The sequence below is a fragment of the Novosphingobium sp. 32-60-15 genome (genome assembly GCF_002280675.1).
In the GTDB taxonomy this organism is placed as follows: domain Bacteria; phylum Pseudomonadota; class Alphaproteobacteria; order Sphingomonadales; family Sphingomonadaceae; genus Novosphingobium.
In genome coordinates this window covers 128,170-149,976 of the sequence record NZ_NCEN01000005.1, presented here as the reverse complement: position 1 = coordinate 149,976, position 21,807 = coordinate 128,170, and the positions used below count along the sequence as shown (strand labels likewise).

At 65.3% G+C, this 21,807-nt stretch carries 24 protein-coding genes and 1 pseudogene; 8 read left to right on the top strand and 17 right to left on the bottom strand.

All coding sequences use genetic code 11. The features are described 5' to 3' along the window. The 10 genes and pseudogenes from B7Y89_RS06205 to B7Y89_RS06160 form a co-directional block, all read right to left on the bottom strand. Positions 1 to 1,562: conjugal transfer protein TraG (locus B7Y89_RS06205; RefSeq protein WP_292936764.1), on the bottom strand; the 1,562-nt coding region annotated here is incomplete at its 3' end. 13 nt (positions 1,563 to 1,575) lie between these two features. Next, positions 1,576 to 3,333: a DUF3363 domain-containing protein gene (locus B7Y89_RS06200; RefSeq protein WP_054725789.1), complete on the bottom strand. Its 1,758-nt coding sequence runs from the start codon at positions 3,331 to 3,333 to the stop codon at positions 1,576 to 1,578. Positions 3,334 to 3,571: 238 nt separating this feature from the next. Beyond that, on the bottom strand, positions 3,572 to 4,483 hold the full coding sequence (locus B7Y89_RS06195; RefSeq protein ID WP_125974163.1) for a lytic transglycosylase domain-containing protein: 912 nt from the start codon (positions 4,481 to 4,483) through the stop codon (positions 3,572 to 3,574). Positions 4,484 to 4,487: 4 nt separating this feature from the next. After that, positions 4,488 to 4,823, bottom strand: a complete 336-nt coding sequence (locus tag B7Y89_RS06190; protein WP_125974165.1) for a DUF736 domain-containing protein — start codon at positions 4,821 to 4,823, stop codon at positions 4,488 to 4,490. Positions 4,824 to 4,860: 37 nt separating this feature from the next. After that, a complete protein-coding gene (locus B7Y89_RS06185; protein WP_125974167.1) occupies positions 4,861 to 5,406 on the bottom strand; it encodes a S26 family signal peptidase in 546 nt (181 codons plus the stop codon). Beyond that, positions 5,403 to 5,888 carry a DUF2840 domain-containing protein gene (locus B7Y89_RS06180; protein ID WP_292936779.1) on the bottom strand — a complete coding sequence of 162 codons (486 nt, stop codon included), beginning with the start codon at positions 5,886 to 5,888 and terminating at the stop codon, positions 5,403 to 5,405. Before B7Y89_RS06180 ends, B7Y89_RS06185 begins: the two co-directional genes overlap by 4 nt. A gap of 60 nt (positions 5,889 to 5,948) precedes the next feature. Beyond that, positions 5,949 to 6,200: pseudogene (locus tag B7Y89_RS06175) on the bottom strand (helix-turn-helix domain-containing protein); the annotation flags it as partial. A gap of 41 nt (positions 6,201 to 6,241) precedes the next feature. Continuing rightward, complete coding sequence (locus tag B7Y89_RS06170) at positions 6,242 to 6,757, bottom strand: DUF2285 domain-containing protein (protein ID WP_210252678.1); 516 nt, start codon at positions 6,755 to 6,757, stop codon at positions 6,242 to 6,244. A gap of 46 nt (positions 6,758 to 6,803) precedes the next feature. Next, complete coding sequence (locus B7Y89_RS06165) at positions 6,804 to 7,025, bottom strand: DUF6499 domain-containing protein (protein WP_125974171.1); 222 nt, start codon at positions 7,023 to 7,025, stop codon at positions 6,804 to 6,806. 145 nt (positions 7,026 to 7,170) lie between these two features. Continuing rightward, a complete protein-coding gene (locus B7Y89_RS06160) occupies positions 7,171 to 7,443 on the bottom strand; it encodes a DUF2285 domain-containing protein (RefSeq protein ID WP_125974173.1) in 273 nt (90 codons plus the stop codon). A 187-nt stretch (positions 7,444 to 7,630) separates the two neighbouring features. On the opposite strand from B7Y89_RS06160, the gene B7Y89_RS06155 reads away from it, so the two are divergent. Next, positions 7,631 to 7,840 carry a helix-turn-helix transcriptional regulator gene (locus B7Y89_RS06155; protein ID WP_366415753.1) on the top strand — a complete coding sequence of 70 codons (210 nt, stop codon included), beginning with the start codon at positions 7,631 to 7,633 and terminating at the stop codon, positions 7,838 to 7,840. Positions 7,841 to 7,998: 158 nt separating this feature from the next. Here B7Y89_RS06155 and B7Y89_RS06150 read toward each other — a convergent pair whose 3' ends face one another. Then, positions 7,999 to 9,024, bottom strand: a complete 1,026-nt coding sequence (locus B7Y89_RS06150) for a DUF932 domain-containing protein (RefSeq protein ID WP_292936751.1) — start codon at positions 9,022 to 9,024, stop codon at positions 7,999 to 8,001. Between the two features lie 23 nt (positions 9,025 to 9,047). Next, positions 9,048 to 9,347: a DUF736 domain-containing protein gene (locus B7Y89_RS06145; RefSeq protein WP_125974179.1), complete on the bottom strand. Its 300-nt coding sequence runs from the start codon at positions 9,345 to 9,347 to the stop codon at positions 9,048 to 9,050. A gap of 465 nt (positions 9,348 to 9,812) precedes the next feature. On the opposite strand from B7Y89_RS06145, the gene B7Y89_RS06140 reads away from it, so the two are divergent. From B7Y89_RS06140 to arsH, 5 genes are read left to right on the top strand one after another with little or no spacing between them, the layout of a single operon-like run. Next, complete coding sequence (locus B7Y89_RS06140; protein WP_125974182.1) at positions 9,813 to 10,145, top strand: metalloregulator ArsR/SmtB family transcription factor; 333 nt, start codon at positions 9,813 to 9,815, stop codon at positions 10,143 to 10,145. Between the two features lie 11 nt (positions 10,146 to 10,156). Then, positions 10,157 to 10,687 (top strand): arsenate reductase ArsC, encoded by a 531-nt coding sequence (locus B7Y89_RS06135; RefSeq protein ID WP_125974184.1) that lies wholly within the window; start codon positions 10,157 to 10,159, stop codon positions 10,685 to 10,687. Then, entirely contained in the window at positions 10,684 to 11,109 is a 426-nt protein-coding gene (gene arsC, locus B7Y89_RS06130) for an arsenate reductase (glutaredoxin) (RefSeq protein WP_153876134.1), read from the top strand. The genes B7Y89_RS06135 and arsC overlap by 4 nt, the downstream gene beginning before the upstream one ends. Before the next feature lie 3 nt (positions 11,110 to 11,112). Then, a complete protein-coding gene (arsB, locus tag B7Y89_RS06125; protein WP_125974188.1) occupies positions 11,113 to 12,186 on the top strand; it encodes an ACR3 family arsenite efflux transporter in 1,074 nt (357 codons plus the stop codon). Then, positions 12,183 to 12,938 (top strand): arsenical resistance protein ArsH, encoded by a 756-nt coding sequence (gene arsH / locus B7Y89_RS06120; RefSeq protein ID WP_125974190.1) that lies wholly within the window; start codon positions 12,183 to 12,185, stop codon positions 12,936 to 12,938. Before arsB ends, arsH begins: the two co-directional genes overlap by 4 nt. A gap of 150 nt (positions 12,939 to 13,088) precedes the next feature. On the opposite strand, the gene B7Y89_RS06115 is transcribed toward arsH, so the two are convergent. Beyond that, positions 13,089 to 15,170: a ParB/RepB/Spo0J family partition protein gene (locus B7Y89_RS06115; RefSeq protein ID WP_125974192.1), complete on the bottom strand. Its 2,082-nt coding sequence runs from the start codon at positions 15,168 to 15,170 to the stop codon at positions 13,089 to 13,091. 502 nt (positions 15,171 to 15,672) lie between these two features. Here B7Y89_RS06115 and B7Y89_RS06110 point away from each other — a divergent pair. Then, on the top strand, positions 15,673 to 16,218 hold the full coding sequence (locus tag B7Y89_RS06110) for a hypothetical protein (RefSeq protein WP_125974194.1): 546 nt from the start codon (positions 15,673 to 15,675) through the stop codon (positions 16,216 to 16,218). A gap of 51 nt (positions 16,219 to 16,269) precedes the next feature. Here the strand turns inward: B7Y89_RS06110 and qatD are convergent, their stop codons facing one another. Genes qatD through qatA form a run of 4 tightly spaced genes read right to left on the bottom strand, consistent with a single transcriptional unit; the run spans position 16,270 to position 21,219 of the window. After that, positions 16,270 to 17,022: a Qat anti-phage system TatD family nuclease QatD gene (gene qatD, locus B7Y89_RS06105; protein ID WP_125974196.1), complete on the bottom strand. Its 753-nt coding sequence runs from the start codon at positions 17,020 to 17,022 to the stop codon at positions 16,270 to 16,272. A gap of 8 nt (positions 17,023 to 17,030) precedes the next feature. Continuing rightward, entirely contained in the window at positions 17,031 to 18,380 is a 1,350-nt protein-coding gene (qatC, locus tag B7Y89_RS06100) for a Qat anti-phage system QueC-like protein QatC (protein ID WP_125974198.1), read from the bottom strand. Beyond that, complete coding sequence (gene qatB, locus B7Y89_RS18285; RefSeq protein WP_125974200.1) at positions 18,377 to 19,261, bottom strand: Qat anti-phage system associated protein QatB; 885 nt, start codon at positions 19,259 to 19,261, stop codon at positions 18,377 to 18,379. The genes qatC and qatB overlap by 4 nt, the downstream gene beginning before the upstream one ends. Beyond that, on the bottom strand, positions 19,261 to 21,219 hold the full coding sequence (gene qatA / locus B7Y89_RS06090) for a Qat anti-phage system ATPase QatA (protein WP_125974202.1): 1,959 nt from the start codon (positions 21,217 to 21,219) through the stop codon (positions 19,261 to 19,263). The genes qatB and qatA overlap by 1 nt, the downstream gene beginning before the upstream one ends. A gap of 259 nt (positions 21,220 to 21,478) precedes the next feature. Here qatA and B7Y89_RS06085 point away from each other — a divergent pair, with 259 nt between their 5' ends. Further along, positions 21,479 to 21,805 carry a type II toxin-antitoxin system PrlF family antitoxin gene (locus B7Y89_RS06085; RefSeq protein ID WP_125974204.1) on the top strand — a complete coding sequence of 109 codons (327 nt, stop codon included), beginning with the start codon at positions 21,479 to 21,481 and terminating at the stop codon, positions 21,803 to 21,805. The last annotated feature ends 2 nt before the right edge of the window (positions 21,806 to 21,807 follow it).

The window sequence follows — 21,807 nt, the reverse complement described above, 5'->3', positions numbered from 1 at the left end:
AGCTGCATCACCTCGCCCGGCGTGAGGAGCTGGCGAGCGGTCTCTGACCGCGACACCATCAGATGCCCGAGCCAGGGCGAAAGCCTGTGACCCGCATAGTTCTTCATCGCCCGCATCTCGGTCGCGGTGCCGAGCGCGTCCGAGACGCGCTTGGCGGTCCGCTCATCGTTGGTGGCGAAGCTCACGCGGACGTGGCAGTTGTCGAGGATCGCGTTGTTCGGGCCGTAAGCCTTCTCGATCTGATTGAGGCTCTGCGCGATCAGGAACGCCTTGAGCCCGTAGCCGGCCATGAACGCCAAGGCAGACTCGAAGAAGTCGAGCCGGCCTAAGGCGGGAAACTCGTCGAGCATCAGGAGCACGCGGTGGCGGTTGCCCTTCGGGGTCAGCTCCTCGGTCAAACGGCGCCCGATCTGGTTGAGGATGAGGCGGATGAGTGGCTTGGTGCGCGATATGTCGCTGGGCGGCACGACCAGATAGAGCGTCGCCGGCCGTTCGCCCCCCACCAGATCCGATATGCGCCACTGGCAGGCCCGCGTGACCTGCGCCACAACAGGATCGCGGTAGAGACCGAGGAACGACATGGCCGTGCTGAGCACGCCCGACCGCTCGTTATCCGACTTGTTCAGCAGCTCTCGCGCCGCGCTGGCGACGACGGGATGAACGCCGGCTTCGCCAAGGTGCGGCGTCGCCATCATCGCGGCCAGCGTCTGCTCGATCGTGCGAGATGGATCGGAGAGGTACGACGCGACGCCGGCCAACGTCTTGTCCGGCTCGGCATAGAGGACGTGAAGGATCGCGCCGACCAGCAGCGAGTGCGACGTTTTTTCCCAATGGTTCCGGCGCTCCAGGCTGCCTTCGGGATCGACCAGCACGTCCGCCACATTCTGCACATCGCGCACCTCCCATTGGCCGCGCCGCACTTCCAGCAACGGGTTGTAGGCAGCCGATGCGGCATTGGTCGGATCGAACAGCAGCACGCGGCCGTGTCGCGCGCGGAAGCCCGAGGTCAGCGACCAGTTCTCGCCTTTTATGTCGTGGACGATCGCGGAGGCCGGCCAGGTGAGTAGCGACGGCACAACCAACCCGACGCCCTTGCCGCTCCGCGTCGGAGCGAAGCACAGCACATGCTCGGGGCCATCGTGGCGCAGATAGTCCCGGTCGAGTCTGCCGAGCACGACGCCGTTCGCGCCCAGCAGCCCGGCCGCCCGAACCTCGCGCGTTGTCGCCCAGCGTGCCGAGCCGTAGGTCTCGGCGTTCTTCAACTCGCGCGCACGCCACACAGACATTCCAATGGCGACGGCGATTGACACGAACCCGCCCGACGCGGCGATGAATGCGCCGGTCTTGAAGATGGCTGGCGCGTATGCGTCGAACGAGAACCACCACCAAAAGAAGGCCGGCGGCGGATAGACACGCCAGCCGCCGACGATGAACCAGGGCGGCCCCAGCTCGGGTTGATAGGCCAAGGCCGCGGCGGTCCATTGCGTCGCGCCCCACACACCTGCGAGCACGATCAGAAAGACAGCGATGATCTGGCCCCACAGGATTTTCGTCGCGGACATGGCTGTTTCCTTGTCAGAGGCCGAGGCCGCGCTTGCGGCCGAGCGCTAGGTCGATGCCGCCACCAGCGCGAACGACACCGGACACTTGGCGACCGAGCTGCTGTTCGAGCGCGCTGGCCCAGGGCACGAGACGGAAGCCGAGCCCGTCGTCGATCATGGCGAAGCGACCGGAGGCGAGTGCGAGGCGCTGGCGGACTACGCCGGCAATCTTCTCGCCGGAGGTGGTCGGGCGATACGCAAGGCCCGTTTCGCCCGCGATCTTCGCGCCAACGGCGTCCAGCTCGCGCTTGCGCAGCGTGTCGAGCAAGCCGCGCTCGAACACCGCGCGTTGGCCATAGCGGCGCGCCAGCCCCTCGCGGACAAGATGATCGGTGCGCGCGTCCATCGCACGGCACACCTCCGCACCGAACCCGCCATCCGCGACACCCGTGCCGCGCTCGATCAGCCGATGGTCAAGCCAGGTCGCGCCGGGCGCCTTCACCTGCGCGGCGAGGTCGAGGTCCGATCGCGTGGCGAGGATCAGGGTGGGCTTCGGCTCGCCCGGCTTGCCTATAGCGCGCAGCTCGACGATCCCGCCGAGCGTCGGGCTTTGCTCCAGCGCTTCAATTCCGGGCAGCCGCACATGATGGGTGCGGCCGTCCGTGCCGTCGATCACGGCATAGGCCGCGCCATACAGCTCGTCGTGCAACCCCTTGTCGATCAGCCGGCCGACGATTGGCTTTTCCGGCGCGCCGCTCACAACCGCGTAGCTTTCCAGCGGCCGGTCCTGCCCGTGATCTTTCAGAGCCTGTCCGATGGTGCGGATAATGTCGCCGCGCGCGGCCAGCTCGCGCAGCTTGCCTTGCGCGCCTTCGGCAACCGCCCACTGTCCGGGCTCACCCTCAGCGGCGAGCCCCATCGTCTCCAGATGCTGCAAGCGGCCGACCATTAACCGGCGGAGGCGCGGATCGGCCGGACCGGGCCGCTCGGGGCGCAGGTCGATGACCCCCAGTTCGTCGGCCGCGCGGCCGATCTCGGTATCGAGCCGCGTCCAGCGCTCGGCCGTCACTTCTCGGTCGAGCGCGCGCTGCACTTCATGCTCAGGCTTCGGCCCAAGTTCGGCCTGCGCCAGCTCCTCGGCGTGGGAGCGCAGGTTGTGGCTGATATAGTCCCGCGCCATGACGAGATCGGTGCCGGTGTCGGTGACACCGCGCACGAGCATATGAACGTGCGGGTTGTCGGTGTTCCAATGATCGACCGCGACCCAATCGAGCCGCGTCCCCAAATCCGTTTCCATCTGCCGCACGAGATCGCGGGTGTATTCGCGTAGGTCGGTCAGCTCGGCCGCATCCTCCGGCGAGACGATGATGCGGAAATGATGCCGGTCATCCTTGCACCGCTCGGTGAATGCGCGATCGTCGGCATTGTCTCCGGCCGCGTCGAACATGCGCGTCGGGGAACGGTCACGGGTGACGCCTTCGCGCTTCAAATAGGCGACGTGCGCGGACAGCGGCGCCATGCGTCGGCCCCCGCGACTGCGATGGTTCACGGGTAGCGCCTTCACCATCACTCGACGGCCCGATCCGAATAACCGGCTGCGGGCAAATGCTGTTCGTCCCCGCCCGAAACTGGATTGGCGACCTCGGCGCGAGCCGCCCCCGGTGCGCCGGCCTCCGCTGTGGATCGCGGCCACGCGCAGCACCTCGGCCACCAGGCCGCGCGCATTGCGGCCCTGCGCCTTGCTGCGCTTGGCCTTGCCCGGCCGAACGCGGAACTCACTGTCCTCGCTCACGGCCGGGCCGCTTTCGGCCGTAAATGGCCCGTGGTGCCATTCGAGACGTTGATTTTGCTTGCTTTTCCCTTCCGCGCGGCACGCGCGCCGACCGACGCCCCCGCATGAAGCCACGGAAAAGCCTTGGCTTTTCGGCGAAACGGGGTGCGGCTTATATCTTGCCCTCGTCTGTCCCTGCCGTTTTCCTCCTCCCCAGCCACTTTGCTGCTTCGGACGGATGAAGGGAGTGACAGACCGATCATTGCGGTCGGCCCGCGCGGGCGCGGGACACGAACAGCGTGTCGCGCGCCACATTCGGCGACGGATCGGTGGTGTGAGCGCCGTCAGATTCTACGCTGCCCGAGGGCGTTTCCGGCGCGGTTTCGCCGCTGCCGGACCGCACGCCAACTGCATCTGATGCGGCGCTCCCCGTGCGAACAAACAACGCGGCGCGACGCCAGGCGAACGGATCAGGCGGCACGCTTACCGCCATCTCCACAGCGCCCGATCCGCCAGTGATCGGCGCGAGCCGGGCGAGATAGCCGACCGTCTCACGAGGCAGCGGACGGCCGCGCGACAGATAGTCGTCGTAGCGGCCCGGTCCCGCATTATAGGCCGCCAGCATCGCGCTGGCGTTGCCGTAGCGGTCGTGCATCTCGCGCAGATAGGCCGCGCCCGCCATGATGTTGTCGCGCACGTCGAACGGAGCGGGGCCGAGGCCGTAGCGAGTGCGTAGGCCCGCCCAGGTCGCGGGCATGATCTGCATCAAGCCCATCGCCCCGGCAGGCGAGATTGCGCGGGAAACGCCACGGCTCTCGACGCGCATCACGGCCCAAATCCACGCTTCGGGGATGCCGAACCGACGCGCGGCGTCGGCGACATGGCGGGCATAAGGATGGACGGGTGCCGATCGCGCGGCCGACATATCCTGCGCCAGCACGGAAGCAGGCGCAGCGCTGCCGGACAGCAGCACGACGGCAAGCGCCACCGCCGATCCGACTCCACTCCGTCGCCAGCCTGCCATCGTGCTCGCTGCGGTAAAGGGTGCGCGCGGAGCGCCGGCCGTTGGCCGCCCTTGACCTTCGCTGCGCGCGCCGGCCGGCCTGCGACCGAGCGGGACGAAGGGATGAGACGGCTTTCCCGCGAACAAAGGGATGAGGATGAAGCGCACTGGTTCAGTCCTGCTCGCGCGATTTCGGCTGGCGGTTCCAGCGCAGCGACCAAGCCGATTTGTCATTGCCGTTCTGGAACAGCGCGGCGCGGATCGGCTGCGCAAAGGCGGGATCGTCGATGCGCAGCGAGACGTAATCGCCGGCGCGTTCGCCGCTCTCGTTCCAGCCGGCTCCGATCTCCGGCCCTTCGCCGCTGTCGCCGCGATGGACGCGCCAGTCCGGCGCCTTGTCGGCGTCGCTCGGATCGGCTGGGACAATCGAGATACGGATGTCGAGCGTCGCCGTCTCGATGATGCCTTCGTAGCCGTTGGCAGTGCGGAAGAAGCTGCCGATCTGCATGATGATCTCCTTTGGGTTGGCAGTTGGGAAAAGCGGGTCAGCGCCAGGTGAGCGGCGCTTCGAGGTCGTCGCGGGTAAGGATCGGGATCGCGCGGCCGAGCACGGTCGAGGCCGGCAACCGGCCGAAATAGCGGCCGTCCATGCTGTCGGCGTGGTCGGGATTGAGCATCAGCAGCTCGCCGGCGCGCAGCGTGCGGCAGCCCTGCCAGACCGGCAGCGGGCGGCCCATGCCGTCGGCCAAGCGAGCAACGACGACGGGCTGCGCATCGATGCTCACGACGGCGCCGATCCTGCACACTCGCTGCCCCGGTTTGGCGGCAACGTGCTTGAGGAGCGGCACGCGCTCGCCGAGATAGCCGCGCTCCGCGAGCCACCGCGCCAGCGGCGGTGGCGGCGTCACGGCGACCAACGCGCCGTTCGGCGGATCGGGAAGCGGCTCGATCCGATAAAGTCCGATCGGCGCGCTCGCGCTGGCGTTCCAGACGACGCGCGGGAGCGGGTCGAATACCGCCACGGCTGCGAACGACACGCCGAATAGCGACGCGACAGAGACCGTCGCAATGGCCCATCCACGGCGCGTCATCCTTCGATCTCCCGGCGCTTGAGCCAGGCGCGATGACGCTCCAGCGTGTAGGGACGCGGCTGATGTCCGGCGGCGATGCGGTTGTGGACGTGCCGCCAATGATCGGGCGCGGCGTCGCAGGGATCGACGCCGGCCGCCTCGGCCGCGTCGATCGCGGCAAGCACTTGGCTTACCTTGGGCCAGCCTTCGATCTTGAGCAGGATGTCGCCGCCGGGGCGGACGAACGGCAGAGTCGTGAAGGGCTCGCCGGTGCCGACCGCACGCACGATGTCGATGCGCGAGCTGACCGTGCCGTAGTCGTTGGCGGCCCAGCGGACGAACGCGAAGATGGCGCCGGGACGGAAGCGGACGATGCGGCGGCGGCGATCGACGATCTCATCAACCGCAACGCGCCCGAACCTGATCCAATGCTCGATCCGTTTCTCGATCCACGTCAATTCGACGCGCGTCATGCCGTCATCGGCCGAATCCGCGCGCGGCATGAGATCATCCTGCCCCGGATCGGAGGTCGAATGCTTGATGCCGATGTCGGCCCAGGCGCGCAGGTCATCGACCGAATAGACGACGCGGCCGCCGATCCGGCGGTAAGCAGGACCGGTGCCGAAATAGCGGTGCTTCTCAAGGGTGCGGCCGGAGAGGCCGAGAAATCGCGCGGCTTCCGGCGTGCGCAGGAAACGGGGCGGCAAGTTGGTGGGCGTATCGGACAAGTGACGGCTCCTGCGGGCGGTGGCGGCAGGAGACGTAATTGTCAGAGCGGAGGCGGCCGGGTGGGGTATGAAGATGTGCGGCCGCACGGATGCGACCACCCCCAAATGCGTGCGGCGGCGTGAGCGGGTCAGCGAATGCGGAGCAGCTTGCGGTAGTCGCCCTTCATCATGGCGATGCCGTCGCGAACCAGACGGACTACGAACGAACGCGCGGAAGACATCTTCCAGTCGCTCGCGGACAGCCGCGCTGCCTCGTCGCGTCCTAGCGCGATCGCGATCTCGCGGTAGGTCGCGCCGCCGTCGCGCAGGTCGAGCGCGCGGAGCATCAAGTCGAGCCGCGCGAGCCGGTAAGCCGTGAGCGGCCATCCGCGCGGCAGCGGGCCGGCGGCGCGGCCGAGCAGACGGCGGTGAAAGCGCAGCAGGCTGGCGATGCGGGTGAGGAAATCCTTGTCGAGCGGGATGACGGCGGCGAGCGGCTGGCCCGGCTTGTGGTCGCGCAGCCACAGGCGATGTTCGCCGGCCGCATCGGCGACGATGACATGGCGGCCTTCGATCCCGGCCAGGTCGGCGAGCAGCGCGCCGATCGCGCGCGGATCGACCGGGGCGGCGGTCTCGAAACCCTCCGGCGCGGCGTCGAGGATCACCGTGACGGCGGTCAGCTCCGGGCGCCAGACGACGGGCTCCGAAAGATCATCCGGCGCCGTGGCGAAAGGATAACCCCCAGCGCCGCGCGAACGCCGTCTCGGCGGCGTTCTTTGCGACGGCGCCGTCGGCGATGCGCTGCTGCATCTGCTCATGCTCGGCGCGATAGGTACGGTTTCGTTGAAGAAACTCGGCGGCAAGATCGGCGCGCCCGAGCGCGTCGGACATTCGGCCGGCGCGTCGCTGGCGACGCCCCGGTGGCGTCGGCATTGCATCCTCCCAACCGCGCGGCGCGCGGATAGTACAGGATGAACATCACCGGACTTCCTGACGCATAATAGCGCCAAGGTTGCGCTCAACCATGCCGGGTATGCTGCGGCAACAGCAACAGAATGGCGCCAAATCGGATTGAAACTTAACGCTTTAGCGGGCGCTCACTGCCGAGCAGATAGGCATAGCCAACCTCCGTCATCCATCGTGCGCGGGCAAGGTGACTGTCGTGCATCTCTTTTGCCCGCTGCGGCTCGACGGCTGCGTCCACACCGAGGATGGCAGCGGTTGTCTCGCGCCAGTCGGCCCCGTCACTATCCGCATCGAGCAGCCGCAAATAGGCGACAAGGTGGCTTTCGTCATACGCCGTGAGCTGCGATACCTCGGGCGCGCGATCCTCGAATTGGCTGGTGCTCATGGCGCCCTCGTCATGTTGCCCGTTAACCGTTTAAGCTCAGATTGCTGAACCGGATACGCGCAAGTCCTGCATCGCTGGACGCGCCTTCCGCACCGACGGACGGCGCGCTCCAGCCGATACAACTGATATGAGATAAACCCGATGAGATGTATCGTCCAGCTTGCCGCGCATGGATATGCGTCGTCTCGTGGGATTGAACTTTGCCAAGCTGAGAAAGGATAAGGGCTTTACCCAGGAGCGCTTTGCCGAGATGTCCGGCTTTACCCAACAATATGTCAGCGATCTGGAGCGCGGCCGGCGCAATCCCACGGTCGTCACCCTGTTTCATCTGGCTTCCGCGCTTGGCGTCACGCCCGCGGATCTTGTCGCGGAACTCGATCCGCCCCAGACCGACTAGCTTCGCAGAATTTGAGCGCGAGCCGGGCGTCAGCCCGGCGAGCGCGATTGCGGCCGCGCGGACCTCGGGACGAGCGGCCGCCGCCGATCCAGCGCAGCGGATCGGCGCAAAATGGCGTAGCCGCAGGGCCGGAGTCTCCGGCCCTGCGGTAGTTAGCGTCACGCCGCTTTGAGGCGCTGCATCCCCTCGGCTAGCGTCCAGAGCGCACGGTTGAGCGTCACATTCTGATCGATGCCGTTGATGGCGCGGGTCTGCGCGCGACGGATACGGCCCTCGGCGTTGCGCTTGCGGCCCTGCAACCCGCCACGAACCACATTCTCCTGAATGACGTTGAAGGTGGTCCACAGGCTGCGGTCCACATCCTCGCGGCGGCGCGGCTCGATGATCTGTTCGGGGCGAACCGGGCTTTCGTCCTCGCCATAGCGGGCAACAAGGCTGACCTCGCCAAGCAAGCACTGCTCATCCGGCGAAAGCTGGATCGCCTTCATCGACTCGCTGGCGTCGATCAGCCGGGGGAAGTCCTCGGCAACGGTGAACACGCCGTCGATGATGTCATGCTCGATATTGCCTTTGTGCGGCACGCGGACCTCCTCAAACCGCTCACCCGCGATCATGCTGTTGGTGCAGACGAAGCGCAGCATCCCAGCAAACATCTGATAGGCGCTGGTCCCGTCATGGCTGTTCACGATGATGACTTCGGCGGCCTCGGGCTTGCCGATGCCGTCGTCCCGGCGCAGGCGCAGCATATGCTTGGCGTGGCCGTGGCGGCTGCCGTCGCGCGGAACGGACTGGACCGCGAAGAACGGCGACCATCCTTCCCGGCGCAGCCCCTCCACGATGTCGATGGTCGGGACATAGACATAGCGATCTGAACGGCTGTCGTGCGCCTCGCGGGCGAAGATGGAAGGGACGTGCCGATACAGCGCCTCGTTGTCGAGCGGCTCCCGCGCAGCGGAGCGCCGCGCTGAAACCCTGCCCGTCGGCGAGACCGGGGGTGCAACCGGAGTGGGCGGCTTCGCGGGGAACCGGCTGCACGGAACGCGCAGCGTGGAGGAAGCTGGGCGGAAGCTGCTCCGAAGGGCGCTAGGGGCAGCGCCCCAAGCAGCTCCGACAACATGCCGGGCCGACTGGCCCGTCCGCTTTTGATAACCAGCTAACAACCACACGAAGGCGCCCCGCTCCAATGGAGCGGGGCGCCGTGTCGGGGTCAGCGGGACCAGATCAGCGCGTATTCGCCGGCGGTTTCGGTCTCGGACAGAGTGGCGTAGATCGGGGACGGGAAAGTGGGATCGTCCAGCTTGACCGAGATGTAGTCGCGGTTCTCGCGGCTGGTCTTCTTCCATCCTGCGCCGCACTCGACGGAGCCAACCGCGAGACGGTAGTCGGGGGCTTTCTCGCTCTCCTTGTCGATCGGCCGGAGGCTGGCCTTGGCGTTGAGGGTGAGCGTCTTGATGGTTCCGGTGAAGGAGCCGTTGGCCGCTTGGGTGAAGGTGCCGATGGTCGCCATGTCAAAGTTCCTTTCGCTCTCGGGCCACGACCGCCGCGGCCTCGATGGCGATCGGTGAAGCGGGGATGACCGGACGCGCACCGCTTGCGGCCGAAGCGCAGCGGAGGATGGCGAAGCGCGGCTTTTTTGCTTCGCGATGCAAAGCCGAAGGCGGCGGAAAAAAGCCGCGCGACGGCGTTGCGCCAGGCCGAGCAAGGCATAGCCGGCCCCGGTTAGATCAAGCCAATCGAGAGGCCGTGCGGTCGTGGCGAGGGGCACACGGGATATGCTCGCGGCCATCAAAACTGGATCGCAGCCCTCCCACGGTTCGGCGCCCTGTAAGGTGGGAACGGCCGGTCCTATGCCGACTTGATGGAGCGAGCCGCGAGCAAGGCGGCGTCACAAAGACCGCGACCCGCATCAAGGCGGGTAGCAGATGATGAAAAAGGAGGATGGTTCCAGGAAAATATCCGCTATTCTGGATATATGGAAACCGATTCGACCATCCTTGCCCTTGGCGCACTCGCGCAGACGACTCGCCTCGATACGTTCCGACTGCTTGTGCGATACGAGCCGGACGGCCTGCCGGCCGGCGAGATCGCGCGCCAGCTCGACGTGCCGCAGAACACCATGTCGGCGCATCTGGGCATCCTGTCGCGCGCGGGATTGGTGAAATCCGAACGGCAAAGCCGGTCGATCATCTACCGCGCCGACCTCGATACGCTGCGCGCGCTCACCTTGTTTCTGGTCAAGGACTGCTGCGCCGGAAAGCCGGAGCTATGCGTGCCGCTCGTTGCTGAACTCACTCCCTGCTGTTGAAGGAGACCGCTATGTCCGCCGACCGCATGTTCAATGTCCTGTTCCTATGCACCGGAAATTCGGCGCGCTCGATCCTCGCGGAAAGCGCGCTCAACAAGCTGGGCGAAGGCCGCTTCCGCGGCTTCTCGGCTGGCAGCCTCCCCAAGGGTGCGGTCAACCCGATCGCGCTCCGGCTGCTGGAGCGCATCGACTATCCGACCGAAGGGCTGCGCTCCAAAAGCTGGGAGGAGTTCTCTCAACCGGATGCGCCGCACATGGATTTCGTGTTCACCGTCTGCGACGACGCGGCGGGTGAGACCTGCCCGGTGTGGCCCGGCCATCCAATGACGGCCCATTGGGGTATCGAAGATCCAAGCCGTGCCGAGGGAACGGAGATCGAGCGCGAGCGCGCCTTTGTGACGGCGCTGCGCTATCTGGAAAATCGGATCAAGCTATTCCTCGCGCTGCCCATCGCAGCCCTGGAAGCCAAGGCGCTCGGCGCGAAGCTGCGCGAGATCGGCCATGCCGAAGGCTCTACCGCCCGGCGCGGTGATGCCGCATGACCGACATCATCATCTATCACAACCCGGAGTGCGGCACCTCCCGCAACGCGCTGGCCTTGATCCGCAATGCGGGCATAGAGCCGCATGTCATCGAATACCTGAAAACGCCGCCTTCGCGCGCATTGCTCGTCCAGCTTACCGAGCGCGCGGGTATCACGCCGCGCGACCTGCTGCGTGAGAAGGGCACACCTTATGCCGAACTGGGTCTGGGCGACACCTCACTGTCTGACGCAACCCTGATCGACGCGATGATGTTGCATCCGATCCTCATCAACCGGCCGCTGGTCGTCTCGCCGCTGGGCGTGAAGCTCAGCCGCCCTTCGGAAGTCGTGCTGGACCTGCTGCCCGCGCCGCAACAGGGCGCCTTCGTCAAAGAGGACGGGCAGCAGGTCGTCGATGCTACCGGCGCAAGGGTGAGCTGAAGGATGGCGACCATTCCCGCCGACGCCACAGCGGCGCGTCCCGGCATCTCCTTCTTCGAGCGCTATCTGACGCTGTGGGTGGCGCTCTGTATCGTCGCCGGCATCGCGCTCGGTCACGCGCTACCCGGGCTGTTCGGCGCTATCGCCGCTGCCGAGGTGGCGCGCGTCAATTTCGTGGTCGCGGTGCTGATCTGGCTGATGATCGTGCCGATGCTTCTCAAGATCGACTTCGGCGCGCTCGGGAGTGTCCGCCAGCACTGGAAGGGCGTCGGCGTCACCCTGTTCATCAACTGGGCGGTCAAGCCCTTCTCGATGGCGCTGCTCGGCACACTTTTCCTGGGCTGGCTGTTCGCGCCATTGCTCCCGGCGGGCGAAGCCTCATCCTATATCGCCGGCCTGATCCTGCTCGCCGCCGCGCCCTGCACGGCGATGGTGTTCGTCTGGTCGAACCTGTGCGACGGCGAACCCAATTTCACGCTGAGCCAAGTGGCGCTGAACGACCTCATCATGGTGTTCGCCTTCGCGCCACTGGTCGGCCTGCTGCTCGGCGTCGCCTCGATAACGGTCCCGTGGGACACGCTGCTGCTCTCGGTGGGCCTCTATATTGTCGTGCCGGTGGTCGTCGCGCAGATCGTGCGCCGCGGCGTGCTGGCGTCGGGTGGCCAGGTCGCGCTCGACCGGCTGCTGACCCGTCTCGGCCCGGCGTCGCTCACCGCCCTGCTGGCGACGCTGGTGTTGCTGTTCGGCTTCCAGGGCGAGGCGATCATCGCGCAGCCGCTGGTAATCGCGCTCATCGCCGTGCCGATACTGGTGCAGGTCTATTTCAACGCCGGGCTGGCCTATTGGCTCAGCCGCCGGTTCGGGGTCGCGTGGTGCGTGGCCGCGCCCGCCGCGCTGATCGGTGCGTCCAATTTCTTCGAGCTGGCGGTTGCTGCGGCGATCAGCCTTTTCGGCCTCAAGTCCGGCGCCGCGCTCGCCACGGTCGTCGGCGTGCTGGTTGAGGTGCCGGTGATGCTGACGGTGGTGGCGATCGTGAAGCGGACGCGCGGCTGGTATGAGAAAGGCGCGACCGCTTGACCCGCCTCCGACATCTTTCCGATCCGGATCATCTGCCCGCGCTCGATCCGCGTTATGCCCATGACCGGCCCGCCCTTGGCCTTGGCGCGGGCGATCCGCCGCCGCGTATCCTGCTGCTCTACGGCTCGCTCCGCGAACGGTCCTTCTCGCGCTTCGCAGTCGAGGAGGCCGCGCGGCTGCTTCAGTTCTTCGGCGCCGAGACGCGCATCTTCGATCCGTCCGACCTGCCTTTGCCCGACCAGGTCACAGGGGACGATCATCCCGCCGTCCATGAGCTGCGCGACCATGCGCTGTGGTCAGAAGGCATGGTGTGGTGCAGCCCGGAGCGTCACGGCCAGATCACCGGACTCATGAAAACGCAGATCGACCATCTGCCACTGGAGATGAAGGGGATGCGCCCGACGCAGGGCCGCACGCTCGCGGTCATGCAGGTGTCGGGCGGCTCGCAGTCGTTCAACGCCGTGAACACGCTACGCCTGCTCGGCCGCTGGATGCGAATGGTGACAATCCCTAACCAGTCGAGCGTGGCGATGGCCTACAAGGAGTTCGACGAAGCCGGACGTATGAAGCCGTCCAGCTACTATGACCGCATCGTTGATGTGATGGAGGAATTGGTTCGGTTCACGGTGCTGCTGCGCCCTCACGCTGCGCAGCTTGTGGATCGCTATTCCGAGCGCAAGGCGACGGGCGTAACGATCGATCCGGCAAACGACCTGTCGGCCATCGCCATCGCCAAACAAACATCGAGATAACACGTGGCGCCGCGAGCCGGGCTGTGCCCGGCGAGCGACGATTTCTTCCTGCATGACAAAAGCGGCCGCGCCTGGACAGGGGCGCGGCCGCGATTTTTGGGGGCGACGAAGGAAGGCCGGGACCACTCGCGCGGCCCCGGCCCAATGCCGCTATTCGGCGGCGACGGCGTAGGACGCTTCGCCGTCCTGCGCTCCGGTATCGGGGGACTCCGCTTCGGACGGCTGCTCCACGATGCCGCCATCCTCGGCCTCGACGGGTGCGGACTGATCCGCCCCCGGCTCGGGGGTCCGCAGGATCGCGGGCAACCATCCGGTCCCGGCCAGAAGCTGCTCGGCCGCCTGCGCCATGTCCGGCTTCTTCATGTCGACGATACGGCGGGCGGCGTCCTCTGACACGCCTTCGGTAACGGCCTCCACGATATGCGCCTTGGTGACGCGGCCAAGGTAGCTGTCCACGGTAGGCGTCCAGTCCTTCGCCACGTCCAGCGCCAGCGCGCTCGCCAGCCTGTCCGCCGTTTGCAGCGAACGGGGCTTGCGGTCCCACGGCAGCCGCAGGGCGTTGACGGTGCGGGACGCGCAATGCGCCAGCAGCGCCAGCCGCTTCTCGTCGTCCAGCCCGACGATGAAGCCCCACAGGTCGGCCACGTCACGCGGCATCCGCTCGGCCCACGCCTCGCGCGCCTCGTTCGCCTTGGCGGCAAGCGGCATGTCCTCGATCCCGTCCGCATGACTGCCCAGCGGCGTCACGGTTGGACGAACCTCAAGACAACCGGCCTCGGTGTAGCTGTAGAACAGTTGCGCCGTGAGCGTGTGGGTCAAGGCGATCAGCGCCAGATCGGGCCTCTCGGCCAGCGCAACACGAAGCGCCAGCGTCCGGTAGGCGGACAGGTCGCGGGTGAGGCTGTCGGAAATCGGCTTGCCCGGTTCCTCGTCCTCTTCCTCGATCTCCTGTTCGTCGTCGTCGCCGTCGTCGGCCTGCTCGTCCGCGACGGCCTGCGGGTCGATGGCTTCGCCTTCGCCCTCATCCTCGGGCTGCGGGTCGGCCAGCGCCTCGTCCTCGGCACGAACGAAACCGCGCTCGAGACGGGGAACGCCGTCATGGTTCAACACCACGAACACCCCGCCATGCGCGATCACATTGGCGTCGTAGGCGTAACGCTTGGCCGAAATGGCGTCGATCTCGTCGGACACCGCCTCCAGCTTAGCCGCCACATCCTCGGGCATCTCGTCATAGGACGAATAGCCCTCGGCAAGCTCGTCATACTCGATGGACAGCGCCTCCAGCCGCGCCTCGTCCTCGTCGGACAGGGCGACGGTCTGCGGATAGAAGCGCCGCATCCCGTGGGCGTGGGGATAGTCGATATGGGCTTCGGCCCATTTCCAGCCCTCGGCCTGAACCTCGCTCGCGATCTCGCGCAGCTTCTCGGTCGCGAGCATGTCCAGCAAGCCAGCGTCCTCGAAAAAGCCACCCCGATCCTCGCTGAACAGGTCACGGATGATATTGCCGCCCGCCTCGATATAGGCGTCGGCCCCGACGAACACCGCGCGCCGGTCGGTCGCCGGAACATTGCTCGCGGTCATGTCGCGCCGGATGATCCACGGCTCGCGATTGTGGTGCAGACCCTCGAACACCTGCTCCTGCCGGGCATGATCCTCGGTGATCGCGAAGGCCATAAGCTGATCCAGCGTAAGGCCATCCTCGCGATAGACCTGCAATAGCTTGGGCGAGACAGCGCCAAGGCGAAGCCGCTGCTTCACCACGGAAGCCGACACGCCGAACCGCGCGCCGATCTCTTGCGCTCCCCAGCCCTTGTCGCTGGAAAGCTCCGCAAACCGCTCGAACTGATCGGCGGGGTGCATCGGCGTCCGGGTCACGTTCTCGTCCAGACTGATCTCGCCGGGATCGTTCTGCGTATCGAGCCAGCAGCGCACGGGTTCCGATTTTTTGATCTGCTTGCGCTTGGCGCGCAACAGCATCGCCAGCCTGCGGCCTTCGCCGGCGGTTACGAGGTAGTAGCCGGTCGGCGTTCCGTCCTCCTTAACCTCCGGCTCTATGACAAGGTTCTGGATCAGCCCCTTGTGCTGAATCGAAGCGGCCAGCGCCTCGATAGCGGCTTCCCCATGCGGCACCTTGCGGGCATTGCGCGGGGACTTCTTGAGCTTGGCGAGCGGCACGAAAATCTCGACGCCCGAGACAGGCTCGGCGGCAACGGTTTCGGTAACAGCGTTCATCACACTACTCCTTCTAAAACCACACACACCCCGGAATGGGGTGGGCGGCGAAAGAGCGACCGGAAGGCCCGCCGGCAGAGCCGGGCAGCATCCGAAGGACCGGAACGCAGAGGAGGTAAGCGCGGCACGCGCGTTGCGGCCCGGCGCGGCGGGCCTAAAGGGAAGCGTCGCCCACCCCACAGACGGAGTGAGCAACGACCAGACGCGATCGGGCCGGCGCAGCCCTGGCCCGATCTCCGCAGCATGGGAAAGACCCAAATCCGCCGGGGCGGATTTACGGTTCGGCGTGAACACGCCGAGCGGGGCGTTGCGGGGTGTCCCCGCTAGAAGGGGTCTGGCGAGACCCGCCTGGGGCTCGCCAGCAGGGGAAAGCTTTCCCCCTCAAACCGGAAAATGATAGCAGCAAAAAGACACCATCCGCGCACTGAAGCGAGGTGGATTAGAATACAGCGGGCGGAATCGGATTGCGCCCGGGTCAGGGCTATTAGTTTGGGGAAAGTCTATGGACTGGTCACAATTAACCGGAGCACTGATCGGTCTCGTGGGTGTTCCTCTGGGCATCATCTTGGGAGAGTTATTGAGACGACGGCAAAGAGCAGAACAATTCGCAGCGGCGATCTTCGGCAAGCGCCTCGAAGCTTACGACTCGCTTATCAATATCCTATTTGAGAGCCACCGGATCGCGAACGAAGTGATCGACAATACGAAACTGTCGGCGGCCGAGCGGCACGAGCTGATCTCCGCAGCCATCATGCCGATCGCGGAACATACAACGCGCAGCGTCCTCTATATAGACGAGGAACTGGGCGCCCATTGCACCGCGCTTTTCATGGGTGTGGAAGACCTGCGCGACCTGCCCGAAAGCGAACGTCAAGCGCGTCTCGCGCAGTTCCAACGGGATTGGAGAGAAACTCGCCGGATGATCCTTGAGGACTCTGGTGTCATCAAGGTCAATCGGCTGTTCCGCGACATCAATCGCCCCACGATCAGCTCACCCGTTATCGAGCGCATTAGAGAATTGCGGCGCGAGCAGGACAACGAAATCTGAGACGACCTCTACCCAGCCAGCGCGATAGAGCTTCGATCCTACGGGTGGCGTCTACGCTTGTTCTACAAGCAGGCTTTTGAGATTCCGCATTATCGTGGCGGACATATCAGCGGGCGGCGTTCCATGCAGACGCGCCATACCTTCGACAGCGATCCAGACATCGCTCGGCGTGGTCGGGCGGGCGTCGGTTTGAGTGAATGGCCCATCAGTCTCCGTCAGAACGCGATCCAACGGGAGCGCCTTGGTTATCGCCGCGCGCTTCTCATTCGCGAGCATCTCCGCGTTCACCGAAAAATAGCAGCCGAGATCGACTGCTCTCTTGGCCTCTGCTGCGGTGCCAGTGAACCAATGAAGCACCACGCGCCCACGCGGGGGCGGCATGTATTGCTCGATCATATCGAGGACGGCCTTGGTCGCGCGGACGCTATGCGTCGTGACGATCTTGTTCCCCGCCGCCGCACACAGCGTTAGCACGCGAGCGAAAATCTCCTTCTGCGTCTCGAACGACCTGTAGAACCGCGGGCCAGCGTCCAGCCCGACCTCGCCGACATAGCGGGTGCGCGGCAGCAATTCCTCCCATAGCCCGATCTCATGAGCGCGTTCGGCGACCAGTTGAGGATGCAGGCCGAGAGCCGCCCGAACATGACGCGTGGCGGACGCCACTTCGTGGTTTCGCGGCCAAGCCTTGGGCGTGGTGGTTACGGTGAGGGTGAAAACGCCATCGCGCTCGCAACGCTCCACCGCGGCCGCGTGGTCGGGGTAGAGATCGAGGTGACAATGAAAATCGACTAGACCCGATCGCATGGAGCCTCTTACGACGGTGCGGCGCGAACGCCAGTCAGCAAGCGCCCAACCTCCTCCAGTCCGCGGCGATAGACATCGGCCAGGCCATCGTGGCGGGTGGGATCATCATAGAGCGGCCCCGGCTTGTGGATGAGGGCTTTGGCGAGTTCCGGACGCTTCGATAGCCGCGCGATCGCGATCTGGAAGGATCGAACCTGCTGACCTTCGGCCTGCCTGGTGTCTAATGTGGCAGTCTTCAGGTCGGGCACGCCGTAAACTGTCGAATCCCTGCCTCGCAGAGAGGCCCGCCGAATGAGACATGGCAGGCAGTAACCGCAGTGCCCCTGCGGCTTCTTGGTCCAACGCCCCTTCGTCGGTGATGAACACGATAGCGACAGCGGGGCGAGCTGCTTCAACAGGGTCGGATTGGCGCACTCGGCGACCATTTCCCCCTTGGTCTTGTCCCAATAGGGATTCTCGACCTTCCCTTCGACACCAAGCGCACCGAGCAATTCGTTCCACCGGGCCATGTAGAAAGGATGCGTCGTTCGGGTGCTGAGCGCACCGAGCCGGAGCCGATCGAGCGGCACGTTGAGCGCGATCAGACCGTTCTCGGGAACCTTGAGCACGAAGGCGCGGCCGAGCGCGGTGCCGGCGGCGACACCCAGCGAGAAGAACAGGAAGGATCGACCGCGTGTGGTGTCCTCCGATCCGACATCCTCGACAAACCCGCTATCGAAGCTCATCCACACCCGCAGCCGATCGAAGGCAGATGCTTTATAAGCGGTTTTCAAACCGTCGAAGCACTGCTCCTGCGACTTGCTCACCAGTCCTTCGCCGGCATGGCTGACCAGAAGCGGCGTCTCGCCGGCATTCAAGCTGTCGATCGCGCCGATCAGGCTGTCCAAGCCACCGGAGAACAGACTCACGCCATCGAACGGGGCTGGAATAAGGGTGGGTGCCGCGACGGGAACCAGCGGCGCATAGCCCTTGGCCCGTTTGCGGAAACCCACATCCCATCTGTCGCCGGTCAGAAAGTTCAGGGCGCGGACCAGGATGGGCGCGGCGGCTGTCCATCGCACCGGATCGCTAACGGGGATGACCAGCCGAATCTCGCGCGTCCAGGCGTCCTGCGATTCCGTGGAGCGGGAGATGCGGGTGTCCGCCGCATGAACATGGGCCGCGACGACGAGCATGTCTGCGCCGATCTCGCTCGGGGTCAGGTGCAGCGCCTTAAGGTCGGACAAGGCGCGGCCGATCCCATGATCGAGACGCTTGCCCGCCACCAACTGCAAGGTCGATACAACCTCGTCGCGCGCCTTCGGGACGCGGGTCTTATCGTCCGGCCCGAAACGGCCGATGATGACATGGCGCCTCATTTCGCTGCCTCCCCGTCGCCCATCGTCTGCAACACGTCGAAGGCGGATTGATAGACGTCGGTCACGAAGCCCATCACCGCATCAGGGGTCAGCGACTGGATGTTGACCCCTGCGGCGTTGATCGCGTCGCTGACACCACGCTGGATGAAATCACGCAGTTGCGCCTGAACCCTCTCGGCCGCGCGCGGATCAGCGGGCAAGGTCACGACCTTGGTGCCGATGTCGTTGCAGATGCGGGCCTCGATCGCGTGGGTGGCGTATAGCTCGAAGACAGTCTGAATCTGGCCCGGCGTGAGAGCGTCGATGTCGGTGATGCCCGCGCCAGCGAGGTCGGCGATCGTCTCTACGAAGGCGTCTCGTGCGATGCCCTCGTCGATCGACCCGCCTTCGGGGCAGATATAGTCGGCGAGGCCGGCGAACACTTCCTCGATCGGCCGCCCGGCGAGGCTTTCCAGATTAAGCGTTCGCAGCGCTTCGCGAACGCCATTGGCGCTAGCGTCGTTGAGGAACCGGACGAGCCCGGCGCCGGCGCCGCGCGATGAGCCCATACGTTGCGCGGCCTGGCGCGAACCGCCTGCCGATTTGGACACATATTGCGAGACCGCGCGACCGAGGCTCCGACGGTCGCTGCCACCCGAGCTTGCGAAGCGAGTGAAATTGTTTCGCGCCGACGTGAACCGATCCGATGCACCTGCTGGCGCGGTGGGCCGAGGCGCTGGTGCTGGAGGAACTGCTGGGGGTGTTCCATCAGGTGACGACGGTAGCGCCCCGTCGCCATCCCCCGCGCCCGCGCCGGACCCGCCGTCGCCGTCACCCTGCAACCAACTCGGAATTAGCGGCGTGCCTCCGCCCGCACCCTCATAGGCGTTCGAGGTGCCCATCAGCGCCCACCTTTCCGCGTGCGAAGCGCGGCGCTCGCCGTCGGCTTCAAGAAGGACGAACCGGAGGTTGACCATCCCTGGAGTAGCTTCTCGAAGCGAACCACGGCGTCGGAATCCTTGACGACGCCCTCCCAACCCGACGCGGGCCACGGCCCGCACCGATCGGCCGGTAAGGCTTCTAGCAGGTCGAGAAGATTGGCTTGAAGCGTCGGATGCGCGCGAACCAGCACCGCGAGTCCGTCGATGCCGGGCGGCACGGTATCAAAGGCGTCTCCGCCCATGACGCGGCCGCGCAGCTCCTCGAAGACCTGCGCGGCCTCAGCCGGAACGAGTTGCTTGAGTTCACCTTCGAACGCCTGGACAGCGAGTTTCGGGCCGAGCAGCTTCTCGACCACAGCGGCGAGACGGCCGAGGACGGAGGCCGCGCCGAAATAGTCCTTTCGATCCTTGGTCACGAACAGATAGGGGCGCAGATCGACTTCGGCCAAGGCCGGTGACAGCCGCGCCCAGGCCCGTATCGCGTCGGCCGCCTTCCATTCCGTCAGGATAGCGCTGTCCTTAGAGTCCGGCACGGCGGTCGGCTTGGCGTCATCGGTGGAACTGATCTTAGGCCCGGCCCGCTTCGCCTTGGGGGCTGGCTTCTCCTCCGACGCAGCGGCTTCAAGCGCCGCCAAATCTACGCAGCGGCCGTCCGGATCGCGGGCGGCGGCGCTGGCGATCTGGTCAAACAATCTAGAGAGGAACCGTTCGGCCAGCATAAGCTTCGCCAGAACGGGCAGCTTCACCTCTTCTCCGAAGCCGCGGGCGAGCGCGGTCTGATGGCGTAGCAGCAGGGTGTTCAGGAAGCGCTTGATCTGCCGCGGATTGCCCTGAGTGCCGCTGGCCAGGATCGGACCGATCTGGTCGCTCAAGGTGAGCGCGTTCTGGACCTTGCTGGCTTTGTCGCCCAAGGCGGTCTTGACCGTCTGCGCGTCGAGCCCGGCTGTTTGCCAAGGCCGTTTGAGCAATTCACGCGCGACGGTGATGAGCGCCGAATAAGCGGGATCGTCCTCGCCCAGTTCGGCACCGATGAGCAACAGGGTGACGTAGATACGGGTTTCGGTCTCGCCCAAAGCCGGAATCCGGAACGGAATCTGGATCAGCTTTTCGAGATAGTTGCGCGCATAGTCGCGGGGTCCGGTCGTGTCCGGCAGTTCGGGGAAATGCTTACGCACCGAATATTCAATCATCGCCTCATCGGCCGCGACGATGAACGCGGTGCGGGCGGTGAAGACGAACAGCCGGACGGCTTCGAGCGTTTCGATCGCCGTGTCCGGCAGGCAGCGGTCGAGATCGTCGATGAGGACGATCAGTTGCTTGATACCCGCCTGCTTGAGCAGATCGTCAAAAGCTTTCCGGAATGCCTCGATCTCTTCCGGCACATTTTTCGACTCTCCTGGCTTCAGCAGACCTTGCACACCGTCGATCGCTTTGTCGTAATTCTCCTGCGTGGCGAGTTTTGAGGGATCGGAGAAGATCCCCTTCAAGGTGCCGACCACCGCGCCGATCTGATCGGCTGTGGGAATGCCAGTGAATGCGGTGAAAGCGAGTCCGCCCCCGTGCCGCGCGATCTTTAGCCAGTCGATCCGCCGGAAGATGTCTTTCACGGCTACGCCGGCTTGAGTGAGCAACGGGCGTTTTTCGATAAGCCCGGTGACGATGCCCTCGATCAGCGCGATTTTGGCGTCTTCGAATCCTTGAAAGCGCCATCCGTTGAATTTGATGCAGAGCACGTCCTCATCCGAACTGAGGCCGTTTTCGATCATCTCCAAAATGCTGGATTTGCCCGCACCCCAGTCGCCGTGAACGCCGATCGTCACGGCGCGCTCGGGCTTTTCGCGTAGCAGCTCGATGATAGTCTTGGCGATCGCCTCATTGTTGAGGAGGTCGACCCTTGTCTCATTGTCAGTGAGAATCATCCCGCCCCCGTCCTCCCCCGCGACTCGCAGCGGTTGTAATAGTGAAGCCCCCGCACGCAACACTGCCGGAAGAAGATAGGCTTCGCCATATGTTCTGCCCGGCCTTGGGCAAGTCCAACGAGACGCAACCAAGCAGTTCCTCTTCTATCGGACCTGCTTCACCGGGAAGGACTTTCAGGAGGATGTGATGCCGGTGGAAGGCTCCACCTTGACAATGTAATGCGTTTTCCTTACATTCAGCGGGCAGAGGAGATGAGCCATGCCCGCGCTGCTCGAAGAAATCAGCACCATCACCGCCAAGGGCCAGACGACGATTCCGAAGTCCGTCCGCCAGGCGCTCGGCGTCGATTACGGCGGCAAGATCGCTTTCCGCGTCGATGAGCATGGCGTGTCGGTGCATCGCGCCGATGCCGAGCATGACGATCCGGCGATCGACAGCTTTCTGACGTTTCTGGCCGAGGATATCAAACGCCGGCCCGAGGCGCTGACGGCGCTATCTCCCGCGCTGGCCCAGCGCATTGCGGCTCTGACGGAAGGCGTGAAGGTCGATCTCGACGCGCCGATCGACGGCGATGTCGATCTCTGATG